Below are 21,385 nucleotides of genomic sequence, written 5' to 3'. Positions count from 1 at the left end.
AAGGGAAGATGTCCTTGAGGCGGGTTATTTGGTGTGAGATTGCGCGAATATGTTCGCATAGGGTGTAGGGGGAATCAAACTATGTCTATATGTTCATTGAAAGCTTCTATGCATCCGGCAAGCCCGCGATCCAATTGTGGCAAATCACCATCTGATTAAACAAAAAATTTACAACTTTTCTTCTGCAAACTATCGCCTAAACGAACCTTCATCCTGTAAAATAGAAGAGACTGACTCCAACCAAAGCACTGAACTAAGGAGAGACGACTATGAGAACGAAACCTGATTGCGGCGTATCATTGCAAATCGACGACTATCTGGATCTTTTGCATTTTGCCATCCAAATTCAGGATCAGGAATGGCAGCAGTCCCTTATCCATCAGCTCAAAATTTTTCAGCCCGGGGTGGAGCGGCAGGAATCGCCTGAAGATGAATTATGGACGAGATTTACGACAATCAACAGTCGACTGACTGGGTTGCTGGGCCAGCTCCCAGTGGCTCAATCGAATGATGAGCGGGAGAAATGGGAGGAACGGATCGGACTGCTGCAGGTGCAGCGGGAAGAGATCGCCCGCAAAATCAAATGGGCCAGTCGCAGATAGCATAGCATCATGAATGAAAGAAGCCGTTTCCCGGACGAGTCCAAGGGGAGCGGCTTTTTTGGCGAGGGGCTACCGTCAGGAATAGAGAAATTCTATAACGATATCAACATCTCCTATTGCCTGGCATATTGCCTGGACATGGGCACGATGATATTCTTGGTTCAATCTAATTCCGACTATACAAGTAAGAATGGTTGTTAATATAAATCGGAAGAGGGGAATGGGAGGACACATCATATTTGGCGCCAAAGCCATTGGAGGAGATCGGGAATGGGTAAGCAAAAGGGGATCAAAAAGATGCGGACAGCGATGCTGTTCATCACCATGCTGGCGGTGCTTGCAGGCTGCAGTGCCGGAGGAGGAGCGGATGAGGCCAGCTCTGGGACAAATTCCAGTCAGGGCACGGTAAAGAAAATTATCGTCGGGACCGGCACGCAGTTTCCCAACGTTTGCTTCATTGACGAAAACGGCAAGCTGACGGGTTATGACGTGGAATTGATTCGCGAAATCGACAAACGTTTGCCGGAATACGAATTCGAATTCAGCACGATGGAGTTCAAAAACCTGCTGCTCAGTCTCGAAACGAAAAAAATAGATGTCATCGCCCATCAGATGGAAGTGAATGAGGAAAGACAGGCCAAGTTCCTGTTCAATGACGAAGCATATAACATTTTCCCTAATAAAGTGGTCGTGAGCGAGAAAAACCAGGACGTCAAATCCATCGACGACCTGAAAGGAAAAAAATTGATCGTAGGCGCCACAAGCAATGCGGCGGTATTGGCTGAAAAGTGGAATGCGGAGCACGACAACGCCATCGACATCGTTTACTCCGGTGCCGGTGAAGACACAATAACCCAGATCAAAACAGGCCGGGTGGACGCAACGATCAGCACGCCGTTTGCCATCGATTATCAGAACAAGGCCGTGGATGCGCAATTGAAAACGGTGGGGGATACCCTATCCAATTCCAAGGTGTATTTCATCCTGAACAAGGATGAGGTAGAACTGAAGAGCAAAATCGACGAAGCGCTCAAATCCATTAAAGAGGATGGCACGTTGAGCAAGCTAAGCACCGAATGGCTTGGCGCGGATTATACGGTTGAGGAGTAGACCTAAAGGAGCGTAGGGAAGACATGGGAAAATCGTTCGATCTGTCGCTTGTTCTGGACTTTGTGCCGGAACTGCTGCGATATTTGCATATTACGCTCATCGTGCTCGGCGGCTCCATCGTGCTAGGATTGATCGGTGGACTGCTGCTGGCTGTCCCCAGGCTGTATCGGGTTCCGGTGCTGAGCCAGCTGGCCACCCTATATGTCTCTTTTATGCGGGGCACGCCGATTCTAATCAAGCTGTTTCTGGTGTACTACGGCTTGCCAGAACTGTTGAAGCCGCTAGGCATTGACCTTTCGCGGGCAGATCCGCTGCTGTTCGTCATCGTGACTTATGCGCTGAGCGACGCGGCATCCTTTGCGGAGATTTTCCGCGGCGCGGTGCGCAGCGTGGACAAAGGACAGACCGAGGCAGCCTATGCTGCGGGCATGACGGCATTTCAATCTTTTCGCCGGATCGTAGTACCGCAGGCGTTGGTCGTCGCTTTTCCCAACATGGCCAATACGCTGATCGGTTCGCTCAAGGATACATCGCTGGCTTTTTCCATCGGCGTCATGGATATGGTGGGCAGAGGCCAAACGCTGATTTCGGCAACCTCCCACGCGTTGGAGGTTTACATCAGCCTGTCGATCATTTATTACATCATCGTCATTGTGCTGGAAAAAGGCTTCGCGCGCACGGAACGCAGGTTGCAGCGCCATGAGCGCAAAAACGAAGCGGGCCTGCCGCCAGCCAGCGCCAAATGGCTGAAACGGATTGCGGGGTGAACCTATGTCGATTGATTTCCATTTTATATTCACGTCTTTTTTCCAGATCCTGAAGGCATTGCCGCTGACGCTTGTCATTACGATTGTTCCGCTCGTCGCCGGTTTGGGCATCGGGCTCGCCACCGCGCTGATCCGTATCTACCGGGTGCGATGGATTCATCGGGCGGCCGGGTTCTATGTATCGTTCTTCCGCGGCACGCCGATGCTGATGCATTTGTTTCTCATTTATTACGGCATCCCGATGATTATCGACAAATTGTCGGAGCGTTACGGCTGGGGGTTTCATTCGGCATCGATTCCGATTCTAGTTTTCGTGCTGCTGGCCTTCTCTCTCACGGCGGGAGCTTACATGTCCGAAATCATCCGCTCCGGCATTCTTGCGGTGGACCCGGGACAGATGGAAGCGGCACGCGCCGTAGGAATGACCACGCTCCAGGCATTGCGGAGGATCATTATTCCGCAGGCTATCGGGGCAGTGCTGCCGAATCTGTGCAGCATGTTTGTCGGTTTTTTGCACGGCTCGACGCTGGCCTTTACCGTATCCCAGATGGATATTTTGGGCAAGGCGGACGTCGTGGCCTCGGTCAGCCTGAAGTTTCTGGAGGCCTTTATCGCCGCGGCTTTCATTTACTGGGGATTGACCATCATTGCCGAGCGGATCACGGCGCTGCTTGAGCGCAGGGTTGCAAGGTACAGCAAAGGAGGGGTCTCATGATTACGTTGACCAACATACGCAAATCGTTTGCCAAACAGGAGGTACTGAAAGGCATAGACCTCACCGTGGAGCAAGGGGACGTCGTGGCGATTCTCGGCCCGAGCGGTTCAGGCAAAACCACGCTGCTGCGGTGCGTCAATTTTTTGGAACGGGCAGATGAGGGGCAAGTCGATATCAGCGGATTAACCGTCGATTGCAAACATGCAAAGAAGCAGGATATATTGCAGCTTCGGCGCAAGACGGCAATGGTGTTTCAGCATTATAACCTGTTCAAACACAAAACGGTGCTGGAGAACGTGACGGAAGGACTCATCGTGGCCCAAAGGGTCCCTAAAGAGGAGGCTCGCCAGCGTGCCCTTCGCGTCCTGGATCAGGTGGGCTTATCGGACAAAATCGCATCCTATCCCAGCATGCTTTCGGGTGGACAGCAGCAGCGGGTGGGTATTGCCCGGGCGCTGGCGCTCAATCCGGAAGTCATCCTGTTCGACGAGCCGACATCCGCCCTCGATCCGGAGTTGGTAGGCGAGGTGTTGTCCGTCATCCGCTCCATTGCCCAGGAAGGGATCACAATGATTGTGGTTACGCATGAGATGGGTTTTGCCCGCGAGGTGGCGAATCACGTCGTTTTCATGGATGGAGGCAGCATTGTTGAAGAAGGCGCGCCCGAGGAAATTTTTGTGAGGCCCAAGCAGGAACGAACTCGCCAGTTCCTCAGCCGGTATTCGCCGGATTGGAGTTATGTGATTTGACGATATATAGGCGCAAGCTGGAGTAACTGACGATCCCGGCCCGGCATATGCTGTAGCAGGCAAATGCTGATAGGCCGGGTTTTTCGTATGGATTGAACAGGCCGCATCGGTTAGGAGGAGAACCATGCAGAGCAAGATCGATGAAATATTCTCGCACATTGCACAATCCCACCAACAGCTTGCACGCGTGCTGGACGCCAAGCGCCAAGTCGCTGTGCGCATGGCTGAAATCATCAATCATTTGCCGGATATCGAGCCGGAGCTCGATGGCGTTGAGGGTCTGTTGGGCAGCTCGGGAAACATCAACAAAAGCATCATCTCCTACTTGGGAGGCTTGGCGGATCTGGAGGAGGCGGTAGCCGAAACATTGACCCAGGTTATGCGTGAAATGGCGGATCAAGAAGAAGAAGAATAGGGCCCGGAAGGCGGGTGAAGGGGCATGAGCAAAGAGAAGAGCTTGATTCAGATGTTGGATGCGGCAGCGAAGATGCAGTGGAATATTGCGCTTATTCTGGAGGCCAAGGCGATCGAGGCCGAAAAGGTGAGGACATGGATGTTGAATCATCTGAACGGCGACACGTTTCTGACCCACGGTGATCAGGTGGCAGAGCCGCTCAAAGTACATGATCAGCTCATTGAAGTGCTGGAAGGCTTAACACGGATGGAGACCGGCCTGTGCAACAACCTGAAAGCACTGATGGTCAAGGATGAGAATGAGCAAGAAGGCGGCATGGACGGAGGCATGTTTGGCGGTATGGACATGGGGGACATGGGAAAATGAATCTGTTGAGGCGTGAACAGGAAGTCAAGCTGGCTCTCATTGAATCCATTGCGCACAGCCAGGAGGCGTTAGCCCGTATTCTGGACAGCGTAGCCAGCGTATCCGCCATTTCGGAGCTGTCCGCTCGCAGTATTGCCGAGAATATTCGTTTGCTGAGCCGGTATCAGGAAGAAATGTCCTGTATGGTGACGGGAATCAGGCTGGCCCGCATTCAGCAGGGAGAGCCAAGCGTGCCGTGGCTCAAAGAACCCGGATATGCAGTACGCATCGTTCCGGGCATACAGGAGGAATGTTGAGATGTTGAAGAAGAAAAAAGTAGGGTTGAAAAAAAGAGCGCTCGTAGCTCGCGGTGCACGTCTGCGCAAAGTTCGCAAGCCGCGAGCCGCCAAAAGCAAACCCGTGCTTCGCAAACGCACGCTTCGGGGACGCAAAGCGTGGCTTAGAAAAAAGAAACGTACGGCCGTACGGCGCCAAGATCCCGTACAATCGGTCGCGCCGGCTACGCCCACCGATCCCAATCCGGACAATGCGTACGGCCAGGGATACAACGAAGCGTACAACGAGGGATTCAACGCGGGTTTCGCGAAGGGATTCGAGGACGGACATCAACTGGCGTACAAGGCGCAGTAGCAGACTAATGGAGTCATTTTCCAGACCGTCTCATTCATCCGGACCAGCGGCATGATGTTGCCCGGCGGGATATTTCCCCCGGGTTTTTTTGCGTCCCCGCAGGAGCGGACATGCCCGTACAGGCTATTGGCTCGGGCATGCGCCAATTTTGCGCTCAGCAGGACAGCCGTCCATGATGCATCTGACCCTAGGGCATATCCTTTAGAGGGAAGATCAAATCTCGGGGAGAATCCAATTCGGGTTCTCCTGCAGGAAGTCAGGGTGAAGGATGTGACAAAAAAAAGGCACCGGCCATTGACGGAATCGGAAGCGGCATATCGCTGCGGATACGCGGAAGGCCGCAGATTCGGTGGTTGTCAGGCCGTGATGGCAAGAGTGGAGGGGTTCAAGCCGCCATTGCGCGATATAAAGGTGCTTTACATTCCTCAGGGGTTCGATGCCATCGATGCTGGCGTCATTGGAGCATTGAAGCAATTGGTACGCGAATGCATCGTCGGTTCCCCTGCAGCGATGCTGCAGGAAGCGGCTCAGCATAGGCCGGATGTTGTGTTGGTCATGAATGGGTTGCATGTATTTCCTGCGGACCACCTGGAGCAGGTAAACGGCATACGTGGGTTGGGGATCAAAACGGCGGTGTGGTTTGTGGATGATCCTTATTTTACCGAGGACACGCTGGAAATTTGCCGTCATTACGACGTGGTATTCACACATGAGGAAGCGACGGTCGCTTTTTATCATCAACACGGAGCCAGTCGGGTCATCTATCTTCCGCTTGCGGTTAATCCGGAAATGTTTCAGCCGCGGCGGGCCGAGCCTCAGCACCAGTATGACGTGTGTTTTATTGGAACGGGCTTCTGGAACCGAATCGCACTGTTCGACGAGTTGGCTCCTTTTCTTGCCGGAAAAAAGGTATTCATCGCAGGAGGTCTGTGGAATCGCCTGAAGCGCTCGGATCTGTTGGGACGTTTTCTGCATGAAGGTTGGATCGATCCCAACGCGACGGTGGATTATTACAATGGAGCCAAAATCGTTATCAATGTTCATCGCACGGATAAGTCCGGGGAGGACAATCGCAATGTGCACCAGATCGAAGGCCGGTCCATCAACCCGCGCACCTATGAAATCAGTGCGTGTGGAACGATGCAAATTACGGACCTGCGCGCCGATCTCCCGCTATATTACCGGCCAGGATACGATATCGAAACGTTCGCTTCCGCGTCCGAACTTCGGTACAAGATCCAATACTACCTCGAGAACGAGGATAAGCGCCTGGCTATAGCGATGCGCGGACTGATCACCACGATGAGTCGCCATACTTTTGCGAGACGCATGTCTCAGCTTCTGGAACATCTGTAGGTTCTTATTCAGGGATCGGAATGATCCCCATACAAAGGAGTGGCAATATGCCTATCAAACACCGTAAACACAGACAGTCTCATGTCCCGGTGCTCGGTTTGGCTGACCAGGCACGCAAAAACGGGCAGCGTGCCGGATACGAAGCTGGCAAGGAGGAAGGCTATCTGCGCGGACGCGCAAACTATATTGTCAATTGTGCTAAGGAGCCGCTTCCTTTTCGCCCCGTGCATATCATGTATATTTCATCGGGCAAAGGCTTCCCGTATTCCCCATTGGATGAAGCGATCGCCGCAACCTTGCAGAGTATGGTGGCTAAAGTCACTTTATCCGATCCGCGTCAACCCATTGCCGAAACTGCATTGGCGACCCGTCCGAACCTTGTGCTTGCCCTGGACGGCATGGACCTGCCGCTGGACCAAATCGATGCTATCCGTCAGGCAGGCATACCGACAGCCATCTGGTTGACCGACGATCCTTATTACACCGACATGACGCTGGAAGTATCGAAGCATTTCGATCATGTCTTTACATTAGAACTAAATTGCGTGGAGCTTTACCGTCAGAACGGTTGCGCTTCGGTGCATTACCTGCCATTTGCGGCTTATACGTCGCATTACTTTCCGATTACTACCCCGTCCCCGCTTAAACGTGACGTCAGCTTCATTGGCTCGGCCTATTGGAACCGGGTGTATTTCTTCAATCCGATCATGGCCCAATTAATGTCCCACAACACGGTATTCAACGGGATTTGGTGGGATCGCCTGCCCGGCTACGAGGCTTACGGCGAAAAAATAGAGCTTGGCCGCTGGATGAATCCCCAGGAAACCAACGACGTATACAACGGCACCAAACTCGTCATTAACCTGCACCGTTCGCATGAAGACGATTCGGTCAACAACAACCATTTGCGGATACCTCCGGCCTCGCCGAACCCAAGAACGTTCGAAATTGCGGCGTGTGCGACGCTCCAACTCACGGATGCGCGCGATGACTTAACGAGATTTTACCAGCCGGGAGTGGAGATCGAAACGTATGCCTCTCCGCAGGAATTGATCGAAAAGGTCGAATATTATCTGACCCACGAGAAGGAGCGCCGAGAGATCGCGCTGCGCGGGCTCGAACGGACCTTGAAGGATCACACGTACGGCAAACGGATCAATGAATTGCTGTCCGTCGTCTTCTCTTAAATTCAGGTTAGAGGAGGTGTGCATAGGGCTCTGCATGCCGACATGCACGGGCCCGTGCGGCCATGGAGACTAGACCGAAATTGATGTTGTTCTCCCATGTATGCAATACCCGCAGCATTACGGGAGCGGAAAAGCTCCTGCTTCATTTCATGAGGGAGATGGGCACCATTTTCGACTGCGTGCTGGTCGTTCCCCGTGAAGGGAAGCTTGCCGGGCTTGCCCAAAGATCGGGGATCCGGGTCAAGGTCTGCGAGTTCCCGCTGTTATATGGCGTTTATACGCCATATAAGGGCATTGGGGACGATGCTGAACAACTGCGCCATAAACCTGAATTCCAGGCCGTGGTTTCCCTGATCAGGGAAACCGGCCCTGATCTCGTCCTGACCAATACCTGCGTCAACGTTCTGCCTGCAATTGCGGCGAAATCATTGCAAATCCCCGTCATCTGGAAGATCACCGAGATTATGCAGTCCACGGATCATCTGCAGGACGCCATTCGCTTGATCGCCAGCTACTCCGATTGGATCATTACGATCTCCAATGCAGCGGCCTTGCCTTTTCGAGAAGCCGGGATCGAAGACAAACTCACGGTTCTGCCTCCTACGTGGGATTCCTCTCTGCCTGCCCCGGACCGATGGCTGTACTTCAGGGAACGGAAGCGGAAGGAACTCGGCTTCAAATCATCGCATGTCTGCATAGGTTATATATCCTCTTTCATCCATGATGCCAAGGGACTGAAACCTTTCGTGGATATGTGCCTGCGAATCTGCGAAACGCATCCGCGGGCCCGTTTCTGGATCATCGGCACGCCGGCGGACAAAAAGTATTACGATGCATGCATATCGCGGGTCAAAAAATCGGGTTACCAGCGTCGATTCGAGATGACCCCATTCGTGGAAAACGTTTCGATGGCCTATCCTGCCATGGATATTCTGGTCATTCCAAGCATGGTGAAGGAAGGTTTCGGCATGACCGCGCTGGAGGGCATGCACTTTGCCAAACCGGTCATCGCTTTCACGCAGGGCGGGCTGGCTGAACTGATGGAGGGCGTCGGCAGCGGCGAGTTTCTTGCGCCGCCAGGGGACAGCGCGGCGCTCGCGGAGCTGGCCGCCCGTCTGATCGACAATGAGGAATTAGCTTCCGATACGGGGTGGAGAAACCGGGCGGAGGCCGAACGGCTGTATGGAAACGATGCGTACAGAACCTCGCTGCACGCGATGGTGACCCGGTGGTTGTTGCGTTTTCCCGGATGGTTCCCGTATATTCAGTCGCCCACGGGTCCTGTATATGGATGGGGAGAAGGAGGGCTTCGTACCGTATTGGTATCTGAACGGAACGGAATGAGTGCAAAGCGGTTCCCGCTATCCGTCATCGAGGCCCTGCCCAAATCTCCTCTTCCCCCGCTTGCCATTGAGGGAGGGAGCGGGGGAGGGGATGGCCCGCTCATGTATCCCGCGGCCGTCAAGCGAGGCAAGAAAAGAAGAAAGCGCAGGGAAAGCGGCAACCGTTTGGCCAAACGGAGGATGCTGGGCCGCAAAGTAAGGACCGGAGGCAGAAAAGGGCGGGCGAGCAAAAGGAAGCGCCCCTCGCGAGCCGTAAAAGTTAAAACCCGTAAGCGAAGGCTGGCTTGACAGCCGACATCCATTTTACGACGAAGGCAGGGATAGCGATGAAAATCATGACGGTGCTGGGCACAAGACCGGAGATCATTCGTCTCAGCCTCATCATCTCCAAGCTGGACCAGTATGCAGCCGAACATGTTTTGGTCCATACCGGACAGAATTTCACGGAAAGCCTGAGCGGCCTGTTTTTCAAGGAGTTGGGTCTGCGTGCGCCGGATTACGTGCTTCAGGATGAGGCAGCTTCGCTTGGGAGACAGTTATCCTCAATGTTTACCCAAATGGAGGATATCCTGCGCCAAGAGAAGCCAGACAAGGTGCTGCTCCTCGGCGATACCAACAGCGCGCTTTGCGCCGTGTTGGCAGAACGCATGGGCATTCCCGTCGTTCATATGGAAGCAGGCAACCGCTGCTTCGATCTCGACGTTCCCGAAGAAAAAAATCGCAGGGTGATCGATGCCATATCGACCATCAACATGCCTTATACGGAGCAGAGCAAGAAACATCTCGTCAGGGAAGGCGTGCCGAGCCGCCGCATCGTGCTGACGGGCAATCCGATATATGAAGTGATGCAACATTATGATCGGCAGGTGAGCGCGAGCAATATTCTAAACAAGCTAAAACTCAAACCCGGCCAATACTTTCTGGTTACCGCCCATCGAGCCGAAAACGTGGACCATCCTCCGCATTTGCTGGAGATCATGAAGGGGTTGAACCGCGTAGCCAAAGAACAAGGGCAGCGCATCATTTGCAGCATTCACCCTCGCACGGCGATCCGGATCGCCGAGCATTTGGAATTGGAGATGCATCCCTTGGTGGAATTCCATGAGCCTTTCGGGTTTTTCGACTTTGTCATGCTGGAACGGCACGCCCGGTGCGCGCTGACCGATAGCGGGACGGTGCAGGAAGAATGCTGCATTATGGGCGTGCCAACCGTCACCATGCGCCGCACGACGGAGCGTCCCGAAACCGTGGATTGCGGCAGCAATGTGGTATCCGGACTCGATGCAGACCGCATTGCCGATTGCGTCAAAGTCATGACCGCTCTTCCAGCCGATTGGGAATGTCCCGACGGCTATAAAGCAAAGAATGTATCCGGCATTGTGGTCAAATTTCTGCTTGGGGGGAAATTGAATGTTTGAAAATAAGCGTATACTCGTGACTGGCGGGACCGGATCGTGGGGGTATGAGCTGGTCGCCCAGCTGCTTCCCCAGCGGCCGAAACAAATCGTCGTATACTCCCGCAACGAATCAAGCCAGGTTGCGATGAGCCGCGAATTCGAGGATTCCCGTCTTCATTTCCGGATCGGGGACATTCGCGACAAGGAAGCGATCAGCGCGGCGTGCCAGAACGTGGATTATGTGTTCCACCTCGCAGCCCTCAAACACGTGCCGGTCTGCGAGGACCAGCCATATGAGGCGTTGAAAACGAACGTGATCGGTACGCAAAACGTCATTGAGGCGGCCATTGAAAACCATGTTAAGAAAGTGATCTATATTTCGACAGACAAAGCGGCCAATCCGTCCAACTTTTACGGCATGACCAAGGCGATCGGCGAGAAGCTGATCGTGTATGCCAATCTGCTGAACAGCAATACCAAATTCGTTACGGTCCGCGGCGGCAATGTGCTCGGTACCAACGGCAGCGTGGTGCACCTGTTCAAAAACCAGATTCGCCAAAAGGGCGAGGTGTCCATCACCGACTTGAAAATGACCCGCTTCTTCCTTACCTTGAAGGATGCCATCTCGCTGCTGTTCAAAGCATCCGTGGAGAGCGTGGGCGGCGAAATTTTCGTGATGACGATGCCGACATGCAAAATCGTGGATCTGGCTGAAGTGCTGATCGAGGATTCGGGCGTGGCGGACGTATCGATCGTGGAAAGTGGCACGCGTCCAGGAGAGAAAATCCACGAAATATTGATGAGCGAGTTCGAGAGCATGACCACCGTTGTTTATGACGAGCAGTACTTGGTCATCTTGCCTACGGTCGGCATTCCGGGACTTCGGGAGCATTACAGCCACTGCCGCCCGGTATCCTTCAGCAGCTTCAGTTCGGAGCATCAGTTGATGACGAAGGACGAAATTCGCGATATTCTGAAGCGCGGAGGATTCTTATCATGAAGCTGCTTGTCCTTGGAGGAAACGGCATGGCCGGCCATATGCTGGTCGAATATTTCCGCCGTCAGGGGCGGCACCATCTGTTCTACACGACACGGGATGCAGCAGACCCGGGTGGTTTGCTGCTCGACGTGAACGACAGCTTCATGGTCGACCGGATCGTCGAAGCGGTCCATCCGGACGTCATCATTAATGCGGTGGGCGTGCTGAACAGCTTTGCGGATATAGATAAGATCGCGGCATACCATATCAACGGTTTCCTGCCGCATCGCTTGCGCCGCGTCGCGGATACGATCGGCGCGCGCCTGATCCACATCAGCACGGATTGCGTATTCAGCGGGGACCGGGGAGCCTACCGGGAGGATGACGCCACGGACGGGACGTCCGCCTACGCAATCACCAAAGCGCTTGGAGAAGTGCACGATGCCGGGCATCTGACGATCCGGACGTCCATCATCGGACCTGAAATCCGAAAGAGCGGCATTGGCCTCATGCACTGGTTCATGTCGACCAAAGGGGAGGTCGGGGGGTATACCCGTGTCTTCTGGAACGGGGTAACAACGCTCGAACTGGCAAAGTGGGTGGATCATTACCTGGCTTCGCCGGTGAGCGGCCTCATCCATCTCGCACACCCCAAGCCGATCAGCAAGCATGACCTGCTTGTACTGTTTCAGAAGACCTGGGACAAACGGGACGTCAACATCGTTCCGGATGACCGGGTGGTGCAGGACCGTACGTTGGTATGCACGCGTGCGGACGTGCAGACGAACTTCCCGGACTATCCTACGATGCTGAAGGAGCTAGCGTTATGGATGGAACGGAGCTGAAAGGCAGGAAAGTGCTCATTACGGGTGCCACCGGTTTCACCGGTCGGCACGCCGTAGCCTATTTTCAATCCATGGGCGCCAGAGTGGCCGCCGTGGTCAGGAAAGCAGGATCGCACTCGTTCGGGGAAGGCGTAGCCGTGCATGTATGCGATTTGAACGACAAAGAACAGGTATGCCGGCTTGTCACCAAAGTGCAGCCGGACGACGTATTGCATCTGGCGGGGAAAAACTCCGTTCCGGACTCCTGGGCCAATCCGATCCTTGCTATAGAAAGCAATGTCATGGCCGCCTTGTATTTGCTCGATGCTCTTCGCAATTTCAAGGCGGCAAGAATCGTGATCGTGGGCTCCCGGCTGAAATATGTTCCAATGCCGGGCTTGCCTCCCCAGCCGTCTCACCCGTACAGTCTAAGCAAAGCGCTGGAGGAGACGGTATCCCTGGCCTGGATGTCCCTGTTCGGTCAACAAATCATGCTTGCCGAACCGGGAAACCTCATTGGCGCAGGACCTTCCACGGGCATATGTTCTCTGCTGGCACGCCATATAGCGGCTTGCGAAATCGCGGGCAAGACGGAAGCTTTCGGACTGTCCGGCAGGGAAAGCACCCGTGACTATCTGGATGTGCGGGATGCCGTACGTGCTTACGCCACCTTGTTGATTAAAGGAACGTCCGGCGTTGTATACCCCGTTGTTTCCGGCAAGGAACGAAGCCTGGGAGAGATCGCAGATGCGCTGTTAGGAATGTCCGACGCTGAAATTCCCGTGCGTTGGGATCATGCCTCTTCCGGTCCGGATGGAGCGGGGGACCAGGAAGGTGCCTCGTTGCTCCGGAACCTTGGTTGGAAACCGATGATTTCTTTTTCGCAGTCGCTTCGGGATATTCTAGAGGATGCCCGGTCAGGGCTGGGGAGGTTGAGCAGGTGAATCCCAGGGTTTCGATTATCATCCCTTTTTACAATTGCCCCTATGTGCCTCAGGCGATTCAAAGTGCTTTGGACCAAACCTACAGCGATGTGGAGGTTATCGTGGTGAATGACGGCTCCACCGCGCATGCCGAACGGCTCCAGCCCTATCTGCCGCATATCAATGTGCTGGGGAAAAGCAACGGAGGAACGGCATCTGCTCTCAATCACGGCATTCGCCATGCTTCGGGAGAATACGTCGCTTGGCTCAGTTCGGACGATTTCTTATATCCGGACAAAATCCGCCTTCAGGTGGGGTTGATGCGCGAACAGGGGACGTTGATATCACATACCAACTTCCATTATATCAATGGGCAATCGGCGGTAACGCGCATGAACTGCGGGATCGAACCGGTAGACGAAATCGGGCTGCTGCGCCGCTTCGTGGAAAGCAATCCGGTGAATGGGTGCACGGTCATGATCCGTAAAGATTTATTTTCCGCCGTGGGGCTCTTTGATGAGCATTTGCCCTATACGCATGATCTGGACTTATGGCTGCGAATCGTCCTGAACGGATATCGTTTTTCGTATCTGAACGTGCCGCTAACCGCTTATCGATGGCATGAAGGAATGGGATCGCTGCGGCATGCGGAAAAGATCGGAAGAGAAGCTTCCATGGTATGGAACAGATATCGGGGAGCGCTGCTGCATCGTATCGCGGTATTGGGAGGTTAAGCATCCGGGGGATGGCTGACTTAAGGCAGCCTCCCTTTTTTGTTTTCTCGCATTGCGACGGTTCCTGAGCTTATTCCCACACGGCAAAAATCTCGCTGGTTTCTTCGTCTACGAGCGCATGCCACCTTCCGATCAGTCTAGCCCCATATTTGAGTTGAGCAGGAAGAAGGATTGCGTTAAAAGGCATTAAACTCCTCCACGTCAGCCGACGCAACGATGCAGGTTTTGCGGCGGTAGATCAGAAGGGTGCCTCTTTTCGCGCAGGTTCAGAAGCGGAATCGTAGTTCATTGAAGGCCTCTTTTCATACAAATTGGCGGACCAGTTGTTCTTGTCCAATTCCATTCTTCTGACCCATTGGAACCCGTGGCTCCTATAATACTGGTTCAGTCTCGGATTGTCCGCCATGCAATCCAGCCTGGCATAGCGTTTTCCTTTTTGATAGATCTGCGCCTCGGCCGACTGCAAAAGACTGCTTCCGATTCCTCTGGCCCGGTGATTCCTCTCTACCGCGAAGCGATGAATGTACCCCGCATCCGTGGTATCGAGCCCTTGCCATATAACGGGATCGGACCAAGTCAGCACATACGTGCCCACAATTTCGCCTTGAAGTTCGGCCAGATAAACATCAGAGCCGTCATCCATGAAGTCCAACACTTGTTTCAGATTGAAATACTCGGGTCGCCACTGATTTATGCCTTTGGCATTCAGCCACCTTGCAGAGCCCAACCAAAGGGATAATACCGTCTCCGCTTCCTCCGGCGATGCCAGCCGCGTTCGCAGGTGTGCTTGAATCTCCTCCATATCGATCCTCCACCTTCCATCCAATCAATCGTTTGTTGCAAAATACTTCACGCGGTTCGTGACAAGAAAGCAGGCTCTTGAAAGACGTGTGGTCTCAAAATGAATTATAACGCATTTTTCCGATTCCTTGGCCCGTAATATGGAAAATAATCGCAATTTCTCCGGCGATAATAGTGCTGAAATTTTTACATAAAAATACCTTGACAGCAAAGGTATTTTCATTAGAATTAAACCAGTGCTAAAACGAAGGTTTAAAACAAATGTTTTAAAATTATAGGCCAATGAACGGGGGATGTACCCGCAGGCCGGAAAGAGTGTGAACTATTGGAACAGCAAAATCAAGCACGGCAGCACCCGGAGGCATTTTCGATCAAATCGATCCTCCTGCCGCTTCTCTCCATCATTGTCGGCATGATTATGGTCATTCTGGATAGCACAGTCGTTAACGTTGCCATTCCGAACCTGGTCGAATACTTCAAAACGGATCTCCAAACGATCCAATGGACCGTCACGGGGTATACGCTGGCCCTGTCTGCCGTTATTCCGCTGGCGGGGTGGTTAACGGACCGTTTCGGAGCCAAGCGGGTGTTTTTATTCACGATTGCCATGTTTACCTTGGGCTCGGTGTTGTGTTCCATTGCGCAGTCGCCCGAACAACTGATCGTTTTCCGCGTGATTCAGGGCCTCGGCGGAGGCATGGTTGCACCGATCGGTATGGCGATGGTATTTCGTCTGGCCCCGCCCGATAAAAGAGGTTCAATCATGGGCATGCTCGGCATTCCGATGCTGCTTGCGCCTGCGCTTGGGCCGGTATTGTCGGGTTGGTTCATTCAATCCTGGAGCTGGCACTGGATTTTCCTGATCAACCTGCCTATCGGCATTGCCGCTTTCCTGCTGTGCATTCGATTTTTGCCGGACACGGATCGCGGACGCGCGCCGGGTCTAGACCTGCTCGGCATGATTCTCGCGCCGATCGCGTTCTCCATGCTGGCTTACGGTGTCAGCGAAGGAGGTACCGACTGGACGTCCGCTTCCAGCTTAACGGGCATCATCGTTGGCGGCGTTGCCTTGATCTTGTTCGTGATCGTGGAGCTTCGTCGCCAAAATCCGCTGTTGGAGCTCAGGGTATTCGGATCCTCGGACTTCACGCGCGGTATTATTCTGGCTTGGGTTGCGCAAGTTGCGCTATTCGGGTCCATGCTTCTGATTCCGTTGTACTTGCAGCAGATCAAAGGGTATACAGCACTTGAAACCGGGCTTATCCTCTTGCCGCAAGCTTTGGCTTCCGGTGTGGGAATGCCGCTTGGCGGAAGACTGTTCGACAAGGTTGGGGCAAGGCCGCTCGCTTTTGCAGGTCTCGGAATTATATCGGTAGCGCTTTTCATTCTGTCGACGATTACGGCAGATACAGGCCTTGCCTTGATTATTGTTGCGTTGGCTATGATGGGCCTGGGCATGGGCTTCTCGATGATGCCGCTTAACACGCATGTACTGAATGCTGCTCCGCGTCATTTGGTGGCTAGGGTGACTCCGCTTACGGCGGCAGCCCAGCAAGTCGTAGTTTCGTTTGCGGTAGCAGGGTTAACGGGGTTCCTGACGTCGCGCACCGAGATTCATACGACCGGCAGCGCACCCTCGGACATGATGTCGGGAATCATTGCCGGCTTCAACGATACGTTTCTGCTGGCAGCATGCATCGCGCTGTTTGGATGTCTACTGAGCCTGATTTTGCGTAAGCCAAAACAGGATCGCAAGGAAGAGACACAGACAGAAGAGCAAGTGGATCCAGCCATGATGATGGGCCATTGAGGCATCGTCGGAGCAAGGCAGTTCGGAGTATTTTCTCCGGACTGCCTTTTTTTGCGGGGAAGTGCAAACGAATCTGGAGAAGATGCTTAGCGCGCCATCATTTCTCGAAAGGATATGGCGTAACGGTCTGACGAGAAGGCTTTGGACATGCGGTTTTATGCGATTCTTGCAAACCCGTTCCGGCAGCTTTTGGTTGTTCATCAGTGAGCAAATGATGTTTGTTCACGTTTTAGACACATTTTTTTAAGCAATCTTTTAAGTAGCACTAAGCTGGGTTTAGGATACAATTCGTAAGATACAGGAGACTTCCCGTGCACACCGTCTGCAGCAATCGATGGCGCACGGGTATTTTAACGGTTAACGGGAAAGGATGAAGCATGTGCTCGAAGTGAAGCAGGTCAGCAAAGTTTATGATGGACGCCGTGGCGTGCATCAACTGAATTTCACCATGGAGCGCGGAGAGATTGTTGGTTTTCTTGGCCCGAACGGTGCCGGAAAAACGACAACGATGCGCATGATCACCGGGTATCTGCATCCCACGGAAGGCTCCATCATGGTCGATGGCATATCCGTGCACGATCACGGACGAAGCATTCGTTCCAAAATCGGCTATTTGCCGGAAACGCCGCCCCTGTATCCAGACATGACGGTTCAGACCTATCTCAAATTTGTTGCCAAGCTGAGGGATGTGCCGGCACGAGAGGTCAAGCTGAGAGTTAGCGAAATGGTCAGCCGCCTCGGTTTGCAGGATCGGGAAAAACAATTGGTACGAGGACTCTCCAAAGGGTACAAGCAGCGTCTTGGCTTGGCCGGGGCCATCATTCACAAACCGGACCTGCTCGTTCTGGATGAGCCAACCTCAGGGCTGGATCCGAACCAAATTATCGAAATCCGTGACCTGATCCGGGAATTGGGCGAGAATCACACGGTGCTTCTCAGCACGCACATTTTGCCTGAGGTTAGCACGCTCTGCAATCGGATGCTGATTATCAATCAGGGCCAACTCGTCATGGATGGATCGCCGCAGCAGTTCAGTTCATCGATGGAGGACCGGTTCAAGGTGTCCATTGAGGTCAAGGCGACCGAGGAAGAGCTGAAGAACGTGCTTCAGCCTTGGGAAAAGGTACAGCATGAAACGGTGCGGGAGCCAGGAGCGGCAGCCGGCCATGGCCATGCGGAAGGAGAAACCGTAAAAATGCTGCTGACCGGGCAATCTCCGGAAGATTTCCGGGAAGAACTGTTCTACCTTTTATCCGGTGCGGGACTGCCCATCCTGGAAATGAAGAAGGAAAATCTCAGTCTGGAACAGGTCTTCCTTAAACTCACGACAACCGAAAGCGGTGGGGAGGGGTCTGAAACAACGGAAGCGAATGCGTTTACATACGCAAATGATGAAAACCCCGAACGGCCTGGGCCTGATATCAAGGATGACCCCTCGGCAGCGGTCGATGAGACCGAGCAACCACCGGGTGCCAAATCCGACGGCGGTACAGGGGAGGGTTCCCGATGAGAAGAATGATGGCGGTATGCAATAAAGAGCTGCAGGCGTACTTTTTGTCGCCCACATCGTATTTTGCTTTTGCCATTTATGTTTTGTTAACGAGTCTTTTGTTCTATTCCAGCTTTGTGTATTACCAGCCGAGCATTGTGGACTACCGCCTGGTTCTTGGCGATACGTTATCGATGCTGCTGTTCGTGGTGCCTCTGTTAACCATGCGGCTTGTCGCCGAGGAGTTCAGGCAGGGAACGGACGAACTGCTGCTTACCTCGCCGGCGCGGGTAACCGAGATTATTTTCGGGAAATATTTGGCCTCGCTCGCGATTTTGCTCGTACTGATCCTATGCAGTCTGGTTTACCCATTCATCATGTCCTTTTTCGGCACGCTGAACCTGACGACGGTGTGGCTGTCTGCATTGGGATTAATTTTCATGGGGGGAAGCATGATGGCCATCGGTCTGTTTGCCTCGACCTTGTCCCAGCATCAGATGGTGTCTGCGGTAGCCGGCTTCATTATTTTGCTCGTTCTGTGGATGCTTGATTCATTCGGGGGCAACACGGGTTCGGCATTGCAGGAATGGCTCGCGCCGTTTGCATTGACCAGCCGCTTCGAGAGCTTTACCAAAGGCGTGTTGAACGGGCCGGACGTTCTCTATTACGTTACGCTCACAGGGGTATTTCTGCTGTTAAGCATTCAAATCGTCGAACGGAAGCGGTGGAGGTGAGAACATGAAAAAATGGTTGAGTCACACCAACAGCACCGTGCTGTCTGTCGCTGTAATCGGCATATTCGTTTTGGTAACCCTGTTCTTGAATTCACTCAGCGGCTTTCAGCTGGATCTGACTTCAAACAAACAATATACCTTATCCGATCAGTCCCTTAGCGCGATCCAAAACGTAAAAGAAGACGTCAACGTATTGGTGCTCATCGTGGAAAATGCCAACAATACGGTATTGAACCGGGAAGTCACCGACATGGTACAGGAATATGCGAAACGAAACAGCAAGCTGAAGGTGAAACAGTACAATCTCTCGCAAGAGCCAGCCCTGGCTTCGAAATACGGCATCACCGGCAGCTCCATCGTGCTTGAGCGGGGCGATCAATACAAGGTTATCGATATTGGAAGCCTGTTTACGGCAGCTGGAGACGGCGCGGATGGTTCATACCAGTTTACGGGTGAAGAGAAATTTACCCAAGCGCTAATTAACCTGACGTCTACGGAAAAACACAAGATGGTCTTCCTTTCCGGTCATGAAGAGCTTGGACTGGATCAGCTTTCCACATTGCGTTCCTCGCTCGAGCAGAGCAATGTGACCACGGAGGAACTGCAGCTGAATCAGGCCGGAAAAGTTCCCGATGACGCGGATGTGCTGGCGATCATTGGACCGCAGCGAGACATTAGCGATACTGAGCTTAAGGAAATTCGGGCATATCTGGAGAATGGCGGCAAACTGCTGCTATCGCTCGGATTCAGCGAAGATATGAAGTCCTCATGGAAGAACATCGATGCGTTAATGGCCGATTATGGCGTCGTGGATAAACATGCAGTGATGGTGGATCATCAACAAGCGAGCACCATGGGTCCGCTGTGGGTTGTGCCGGAGTATGGAAGTCATGCCATCACGGACAAACTTTCGGAAAGCAAGCTGTACCCTATGCTGTCGTTGTCCATCGCATTGACAAGCAAGGGGCAGGACAAATATACGTTGTCGCCGCTGCTGCGTTCCAGCGTGGAAAGTTATGGCGAAACGAACATCGAGGGCCTGCTGCAAAACGAAACGACCAATGACAAGGATCAGGACGTGCAAGGGCCGGTCGAAATCGGGTATGCAGCAGATACAACGGACGGCAAACCCAAGGCAGTCATTCTGGGTTCATCCATCTTTATGCAGGATTCGCAGATCGCCAACGGCGGCAACCGTGATTTTATTTTAAACATTGCCAACTATCTGAGCGAAAAGCAGGATGGCGTAACGATCCGGGCCCGGGTGAATCCGGGTTACGAAGTCGCTTACCTTAGCGGTGAGCAGGCCAGAATCATTTTCTTTGCCGCTATTGTCGGATTCCCGCTGTTCTTTGTATTGATCGGTGTGCTGTTGTGGTGGAGGCGCAGACGCGTATGAAGAAATGGATGCCTACGATATTGGTCGTTTTGGTGCTGATCGTTGGCTGGATCTATGCCGCGAACCAGAATTACTTTCGGGAAGAAGAAGCACAGAAAGCAAAGCTGCTGGACATTGCAGCAGGCGACATTCAGTCGCTGTCCATTGAACGTGAAAACACGGAAACGGCGGCGGATGCTGCCTCCGCGTCTATGTCTGGCAGCAGTTCATCCCCAGCCTCCAAGCTTGAGCTTAAAGAAGGGGTATGGACCATGACGGAACCCGAATCTTATCCCCTGAACGGCTACGCGGTAAGCAGCTGGCTGGATTCGCTTAGCGCTGCCGAACAGGAGATGGTCGTAGAGGAACAACCGCAGGACCTGGAGAAATACGGACTTGGACAAAGTGCAAGCCGGATCGGCATCGGTTTGAAAGACGGTAAGCAATTGACGGTGACCATCGGTGGCCAGCTTCCGGCGGATAATGCTCGTTATGTACGTGTTAACGACGGTCCTGTCGTTGCCGTCCAAACCGATACGGTGACCGGCATCGATCTTACCCGCCGGGAATTGTTGGATACAACGCCGTTTAACCTGGATGAAGCCAATGTACAGTCTGCCGATTGGGAAGGCGAGGCAGCGACATGGCTGTTGAAGACGAATTCGGAAGCAGGGGCAGCGGACCGAACGTGGACTTTGAACGGTAAGGAAGCCAAGGCTGATGATGCCGTGTCTTTGCTGGGCAAAATCAAAAATTTGGCGACCGCGGACGACGTGCGCAAGGCATCGGAACTGAAAAATACCGTGCCGCGTTTCACATTGTCCATTGAACAAACGGTCAATGGAACAACGGTTACAGATGTGTATCGCGGCCTTGTCGAGAAATCGCAGCCCGATACGATCTGGGTGATCACAACGGATGGCAAGTGGGCGTATGCTTTGCAAGCAGATGCACTTAAAGAAGCGGAAAACTTCCCTGAAACGCTGAAACAGGCAAATGATTCGTCAGCGGACAGTCAAAAATCGGATTCCACTTCTTCCACTTCTACTTCAAATAACTAAAATTCAGAAAGCGGT

At 53.2% G+C, this 21,385-nt stretch carries 23 protein-coding genes; 22 read left to right on the top strand and 1 reads right to left on the bottom strand.

Going from position 1 to position 21,385, the window contains the following annotated elements:
* The first annotated feature begins 269 nt into the window (after positions 1 to 269).
* The 17 genes from SNR34_RS25480 to SNR34_RS25400 all read left to right on the top strand — a co-directional run bounded on the left by SNR34_RS25480 (position 270) and on the right by SNR34_RS25400 (position 14,097).
* Entirely contained in the window at positions 270 to 602 is a 333-nt protein-coding gene (locus SNR34_RS25480; RefSeq protein WP_236414530.1) for a hypothetical protein, read from the top strand.
* Positions 603 to 872: 270 nt separating this feature from the next.
* On the top strand, positions 873 to 1,712 hold the full coding sequence (locus tag SNR34_RS25475) for a transporter substrate-binding domain-containing protein (RefSeq protein ID WP_343261632.1): 840 nt from the start codon (positions 873 to 875) through the stop codon (positions 1,710 to 1,712).
* 23 nt (positions 1,713 to 1,735) lie between these two features.
* Positions 1,736 to 2,479, top strand: a complete 744-nt coding sequence (locus SNR34_RS25470; protein WP_486180472.1) for an amino acid ABC transporter permease — start codon at positions 1,736 to 1,738, stop codon at positions 2,477 to 2,479.
* Positions 2,480 to 2,483: 4 nt separating this feature from the next.
* On the top strand, positions 2,484 to 3,194 hold the full coding sequence (locus SNR34_RS25465; protein WP_339274374.1) for an amino acid ABC transporter permease: 711 nt from the start codon (positions 2,484 to 2,486) through the stop codon (positions 3,192 to 3,194).
* Positions 3,191 to 3,943, top strand: coding sequence for an amino acid ABC transporter ATP-binding protein (locus tag SNR34_RS25460; protein WP_236414521.1), 753 nt, complete (start codon positions 3,191 to 3,193; stop codon positions 3,941 to 3,943). The genes SNR34_RS25465 and SNR34_RS25460 overlap by 4 nt, the downstream gene beginning before the upstream one ends.
* A gap of 124 nt (positions 3,944 to 4,067) precedes the next feature.
* On the top strand, positions 4,068 to 4,358 hold the full coding sequence (locus tag SNR34_RS25455; protein ID WP_236414519.1) for a nucleoside-diphosphate sugar epimerase: 291 nt from the start codon (positions 4,068 to 4,070) through the stop codon (positions 4,356 to 4,358).
* Between the two features lie 24 nt (positions 4,359 to 4,382).
* Positions 4,383 to 4,724 carry an alpha-helical endospore appendage domain-containing protein gene (locus tag SNR34_RS25450; protein ID WP_236414517.1) on the top strand — a complete coding sequence of 114 codons (342 nt, stop codon included), beginning with the start codon at positions 4,383 to 4,385 and terminating at the stop codon, positions 4,722 to 4,724.
* Positions 4,721 to 5,020, top strand: coding sequence for a hypothetical protein (locus tag SNR34_RS25445; protein WP_236414515.1), 300 nt, complete (start codon positions 4,721 to 4,723; stop codon positions 5,018 to 5,020). The genes SNR34_RS25450 and SNR34_RS25445 overlap by 4 nt, the downstream gene beginning before the upstream one ends.
* Position 5,021: 1 nt before the next feature.
* On the top strand, positions 5,022 to 5,354 hold the full coding sequence (locus SNR34_RS25440; protein WP_236414513.1) for a hypothetical protein: 333 nt from the start codon (positions 5,022 to 5,024) through the stop codon (positions 5,352 to 5,354).
* A gap of 261 nt (positions 5,355 to 5,615) precedes the next feature.
* The gene (locus SNR34_RS25435; RefSeq protein WP_486180471.1) at positions 5,616 to 6,710 is read left to right on the top strand and encodes a CgeB family protein; all 1,095 of its coding nucleotides are present in this window, start codon (positions 5,616 to 5,618) and stop codon (positions 6,708 to 6,710) included.
* 47 nt (positions 6,711 to 6,757) lie between these two features.
* Positions 6,758 to 7,897, top strand: a complete 1,140-nt coding sequence (locus tag SNR34_RS25430) for a CgeB family protein (RefSeq protein ID WP_236414509.1) — start codon at positions 6,758 to 6,760, stop codon at positions 7,895 to 7,897.
* A 62-nt stretch (positions 7,898 to 7,959) separates the two neighbouring features.
* Complete coding sequence (locus SNR34_RS25425) at positions 7,960 to 9,528, top strand: glycosyltransferase family 4 protein (protein WP_486180470.1); 1,569 nt, start codon at positions 7,960 to 7,962, stop codon at positions 9,526 to 9,528.
* Between the two features lie 38 nt (positions 9,529 to 9,566).
* Positions 9,567 to 10,658: a non-hydrolyzing UDP-N-acetylglucosamine 2-epimerase gene (gene wecB / locus SNR34_RS25420; protein WP_236414505.1), complete on the top strand. Its 1,092-nt coding sequence runs from the start codon at positions 9,567 to 9,569 to the stop codon at positions 10,656 to 10,658.
* Positions 10,651 to 11,637, top strand: a complete 987-nt coding sequence (locus tag SNR34_RS25415; protein ID WP_236414503.1) for a polysaccharide biosynthesis protein — start codon at positions 10,651 to 10,653, stop codon at positions 11,635 to 11,637. The genes wecB and SNR34_RS25415 overlap by 8 nt, the downstream gene beginning before the upstream one ends.
* Positions 11,634 to 12,461 (top strand): dTDP-4-dehydrorhamnose reductase family protein, encoded by an 828-nt coding sequence (locus tag SNR34_RS25410; RefSeq protein ID WP_236414502.1) that lies wholly within the window; start codon positions 11,634 to 11,636, stop codon positions 12,459 to 12,461. Before SNR34_RS25415 ends, SNR34_RS25410 begins: the two co-directional genes overlap by 4 nt.
* Positions 12,443 to 13,384 (top strand): NAD-dependent epimerase/dehydratase family protein, encoded by a 942-nt coding sequence (locus SNR34_RS25405; protein WP_339274368.1) that lies wholly within the window; start codon positions 12,443 to 12,445, stop codon positions 13,382 to 13,384. Before SNR34_RS25410 ends, SNR34_RS25405 begins: the two co-directional genes overlap by 19 nt.
* A complete protein-coding gene (locus SNR34_RS25400; protein ID WP_236414499.1) occupies positions 13,381 to 14,097 on the top strand; it encodes a glycosyltransferase family 2 protein in 717 nt (238 codons plus the stop codon). The genes SNR34_RS25405 and SNR34_RS25400 overlap by 4 nt, the downstream gene beginning before the upstream one ends.
* 238 nt (positions 14,098 to 14,335) lie before the next feature.
* On the opposite strand, the gene SNR34_RS25395 is transcribed toward SNR34_RS25400, so the two are convergent.
* Positions 14,336 to 14,899 (bottom strand): GNAT family N-acetyltransferase, encoded by a 564-nt coding sequence (locus SNR34_RS25395; RefSeq protein WP_486180469.1) that lies wholly within the window; start codon positions 14,897 to 14,899, stop codon positions 14,336 to 14,338.
* 324 nt (positions 14,900 to 15,223) lie between these two features.
* Between SNR34_RS25395 and SNR34_RS25390 the strand changes: the two genes are divergently transcribed.
* The 5 genes from SNR34_RS25390 to SNR34_RS25370 all read left to right on the top strand — a co-directional run bounded on the left by SNR34_RS25390 (position 15,224) and on the right by SNR34_RS25370 (position 21,370).
* Positions 15,224 to 16,708: a DHA2 family efflux MFS transporter permease subunit gene (locus SNR34_RS25390; protein ID WP_343261625.1), complete on the top strand. Its 1,485-nt coding sequence runs from the start codon at positions 15,224 to 15,226 to the stop codon at positions 16,706 to 16,708.
* A gap of 379 nt (positions 16,709 to 17,087) precedes the next feature.
* Complete coding sequence (locus tag SNR34_RS25385) at positions 17,088 to 18,218, top strand: ABC transporter ATP-binding protein (RefSeq protein ID WP_236414496.1); 1,131 nt, start codon at positions 17,088 to 17,090, stop codon at positions 18,216 to 18,218.
* On the top strand, positions 18,215 to 18,931 hold the full coding sequence (locus tag SNR34_RS25380; RefSeq protein WP_343261624.1) for an ABC transporter permease subunit: 717 nt from the start codon (positions 18,215 to 18,217) through the stop codon (positions 18,929 to 18,931). Before SNR34_RS25385 ends, SNR34_RS25380 begins: the two co-directional genes overlap by 4 nt.
* Positions 18,932 to 18,935: 4 nt before the next feature.
* Positions 18,936 to 20,330 carry a GldG family protein gene (locus tag SNR34_RS25375; protein ID WP_343261623.1) on the top strand — a complete coding sequence of 465 codons (1,395 nt, stop codon included), beginning with the start codon at positions 18,936 to 18,938 and terminating at the stop codon, positions 20,328 to 20,330.
* Positions 20,327 to 21,370: a DUF4340 domain-containing protein gene (locus SNR34_RS25370; RefSeq protein ID WP_343261622.1), complete on the top strand. Its 1,044-nt coding sequence runs from the start codon at positions 20,327 to 20,329 to the stop codon at positions 21,368 to 21,370. Before SNR34_RS25375 ends, SNR34_RS25370 begins: the two co-directional genes overlap by 4 nt.
* The last annotated feature ends 15 nt before the right edge of the window (positions 21,371 to 21,385 follow it).

Source organism: Paenibacillus sp. XP01 (assembly GCF_057364885.1).
The sequence above is the reverse complement of the archived record's forward strand: the minus strand, read 5'-3'. Positions and strand labels throughout refer to the sequence as shown.

Bases quoted from the DNA above. Each gene is read 5' to 3' on its own strand.
- SNR34_RS25465 (WP_339274374.1), top strand. From the start codon at position 2,484: ATGTCGATTGATTTCCATTTTATATTCACGTCTTTTTTCCAGATCCTG.
- SNR34_RS25415 (WP_236414503.1), top strand. From the start codon at position 10,651: ATGTTTGAAAATAAGCGTATACTCGTGACTGGCGGGACCGGATCGTGG.
- SNR34_RS25375 (WP_343261623.1), top strand. From the start codon at position 18,936: ATGAAAAAATGGTTGAGTCACACCAACAGCACCGTGCTGTCTGTCGCT.
- SNR34_RS25425 (WP_486180470.1), top strand. From the start codon at position 7,960: ATGGAGACTAGACCGAAATTGATGTTGTTCTCCCATGTATGCAATACC.
- SNR34_RS25430 (WP_236414509.1), top strand. From the start codon at position 6,758: ATGCCTATCAAACACCGTAAACACAGACAGTCTCATGTCCCGGTGCTC.
- SNR34_RS25470 (WP_486180472.1), top strand. From the start codon at position 1,736: ATGGGAAAATCGTTCGATCTGTCGCTTGTTCTGGACTTTGTGCCGGAA.
- SNR34_RS25460 (WP_236414521.1), top strand. From the start codon at position 3,191: ATGATTACGTTGACCAACATACGCAAATCGTTTGCCAAACAGGAGGTA.
- wecB (WP_236414505.1), top strand. From the start codon at position 9,567: ATGAAAATCATGACGGTGCTGGGCACAAGACCGGAGATCATTCGTCTC.
- SNR34_RS25405 (WP_339274368.1), top strand. From the start codon at position 12,443: ATGGATGGAACGGAGCTGAAAGGCAGGAAAGTGCTCATTACGGGTGCC.
- SNR34_RS25475 (WP_343261632.1), top strand. From the start codon at position 873: ATGGGTAAGCAAAAGGGGATCAAAAAGATGCGGACAGCGATGCTGTTC.
- SNR34_RS25450 (WP_236414517.1), top strand. From the start codon at position 4,383: ATGAGCAAAGAGAAGAGCTTGATTCAGATGTTGGATGCGGCAGCGAAG.
- SNR34_RS25380 (WP_343261624.1), top strand. From the start codon at position 18,215: ATGAGAAGAATGATGGCGGTATGCAATAAAGAGCTGCAGGCGTACTTT.
- SNR34_RS25395 (WP_486180469.1), bottom strand. From the start codon at position 14,899: ATGGAGGAGATTCAAGCACACCTGCGAACGCGGCTGGCATCGCCGGAG.
- SNR34_RS25440 (WP_236414513.1), top strand. From the start codon at position 5,022: ATGTTGAAGAAGAAAAAAGTAGGGTTGAAAAAAAGAGCGCTCGTAGCT.
- SNR34_RS25410 (WP_236414502.1), top strand. From the start codon at position 11,634: ATGAAGCTGCTTGTCCTTGGAGGAAACGGCATGGCCGGCCATATGCTG.
- SNR34_RS25445 (WP_236414515.1), top strand. From the start codon at position 4,721: ATGAATCTGTTGAGGCGTGAACAGGAAGTCAAGCTGGCTCTCATTGAA.
- SNR34_RS25480 (WP_236414530.1), top strand. From the start codon at position 270: ATGAGAACGAAACCTGATTGCGGCGTATCATTGCAAATCGACGACTAT.
- SNR34_RS25455 (WP_236414519.1), top strand. From the start codon at position 4,068: ATGCAGAGCAAGATCGATGAAATATTCTCGCACATTGCACAATCCCAC.
- SNR34_RS25370 (WP_343261622.1), top strand. From the start codon at position 20,327: ATGAAGAAATGGATGCCTACGATATTGGTCGTTTTGGTGCTGATCGTT.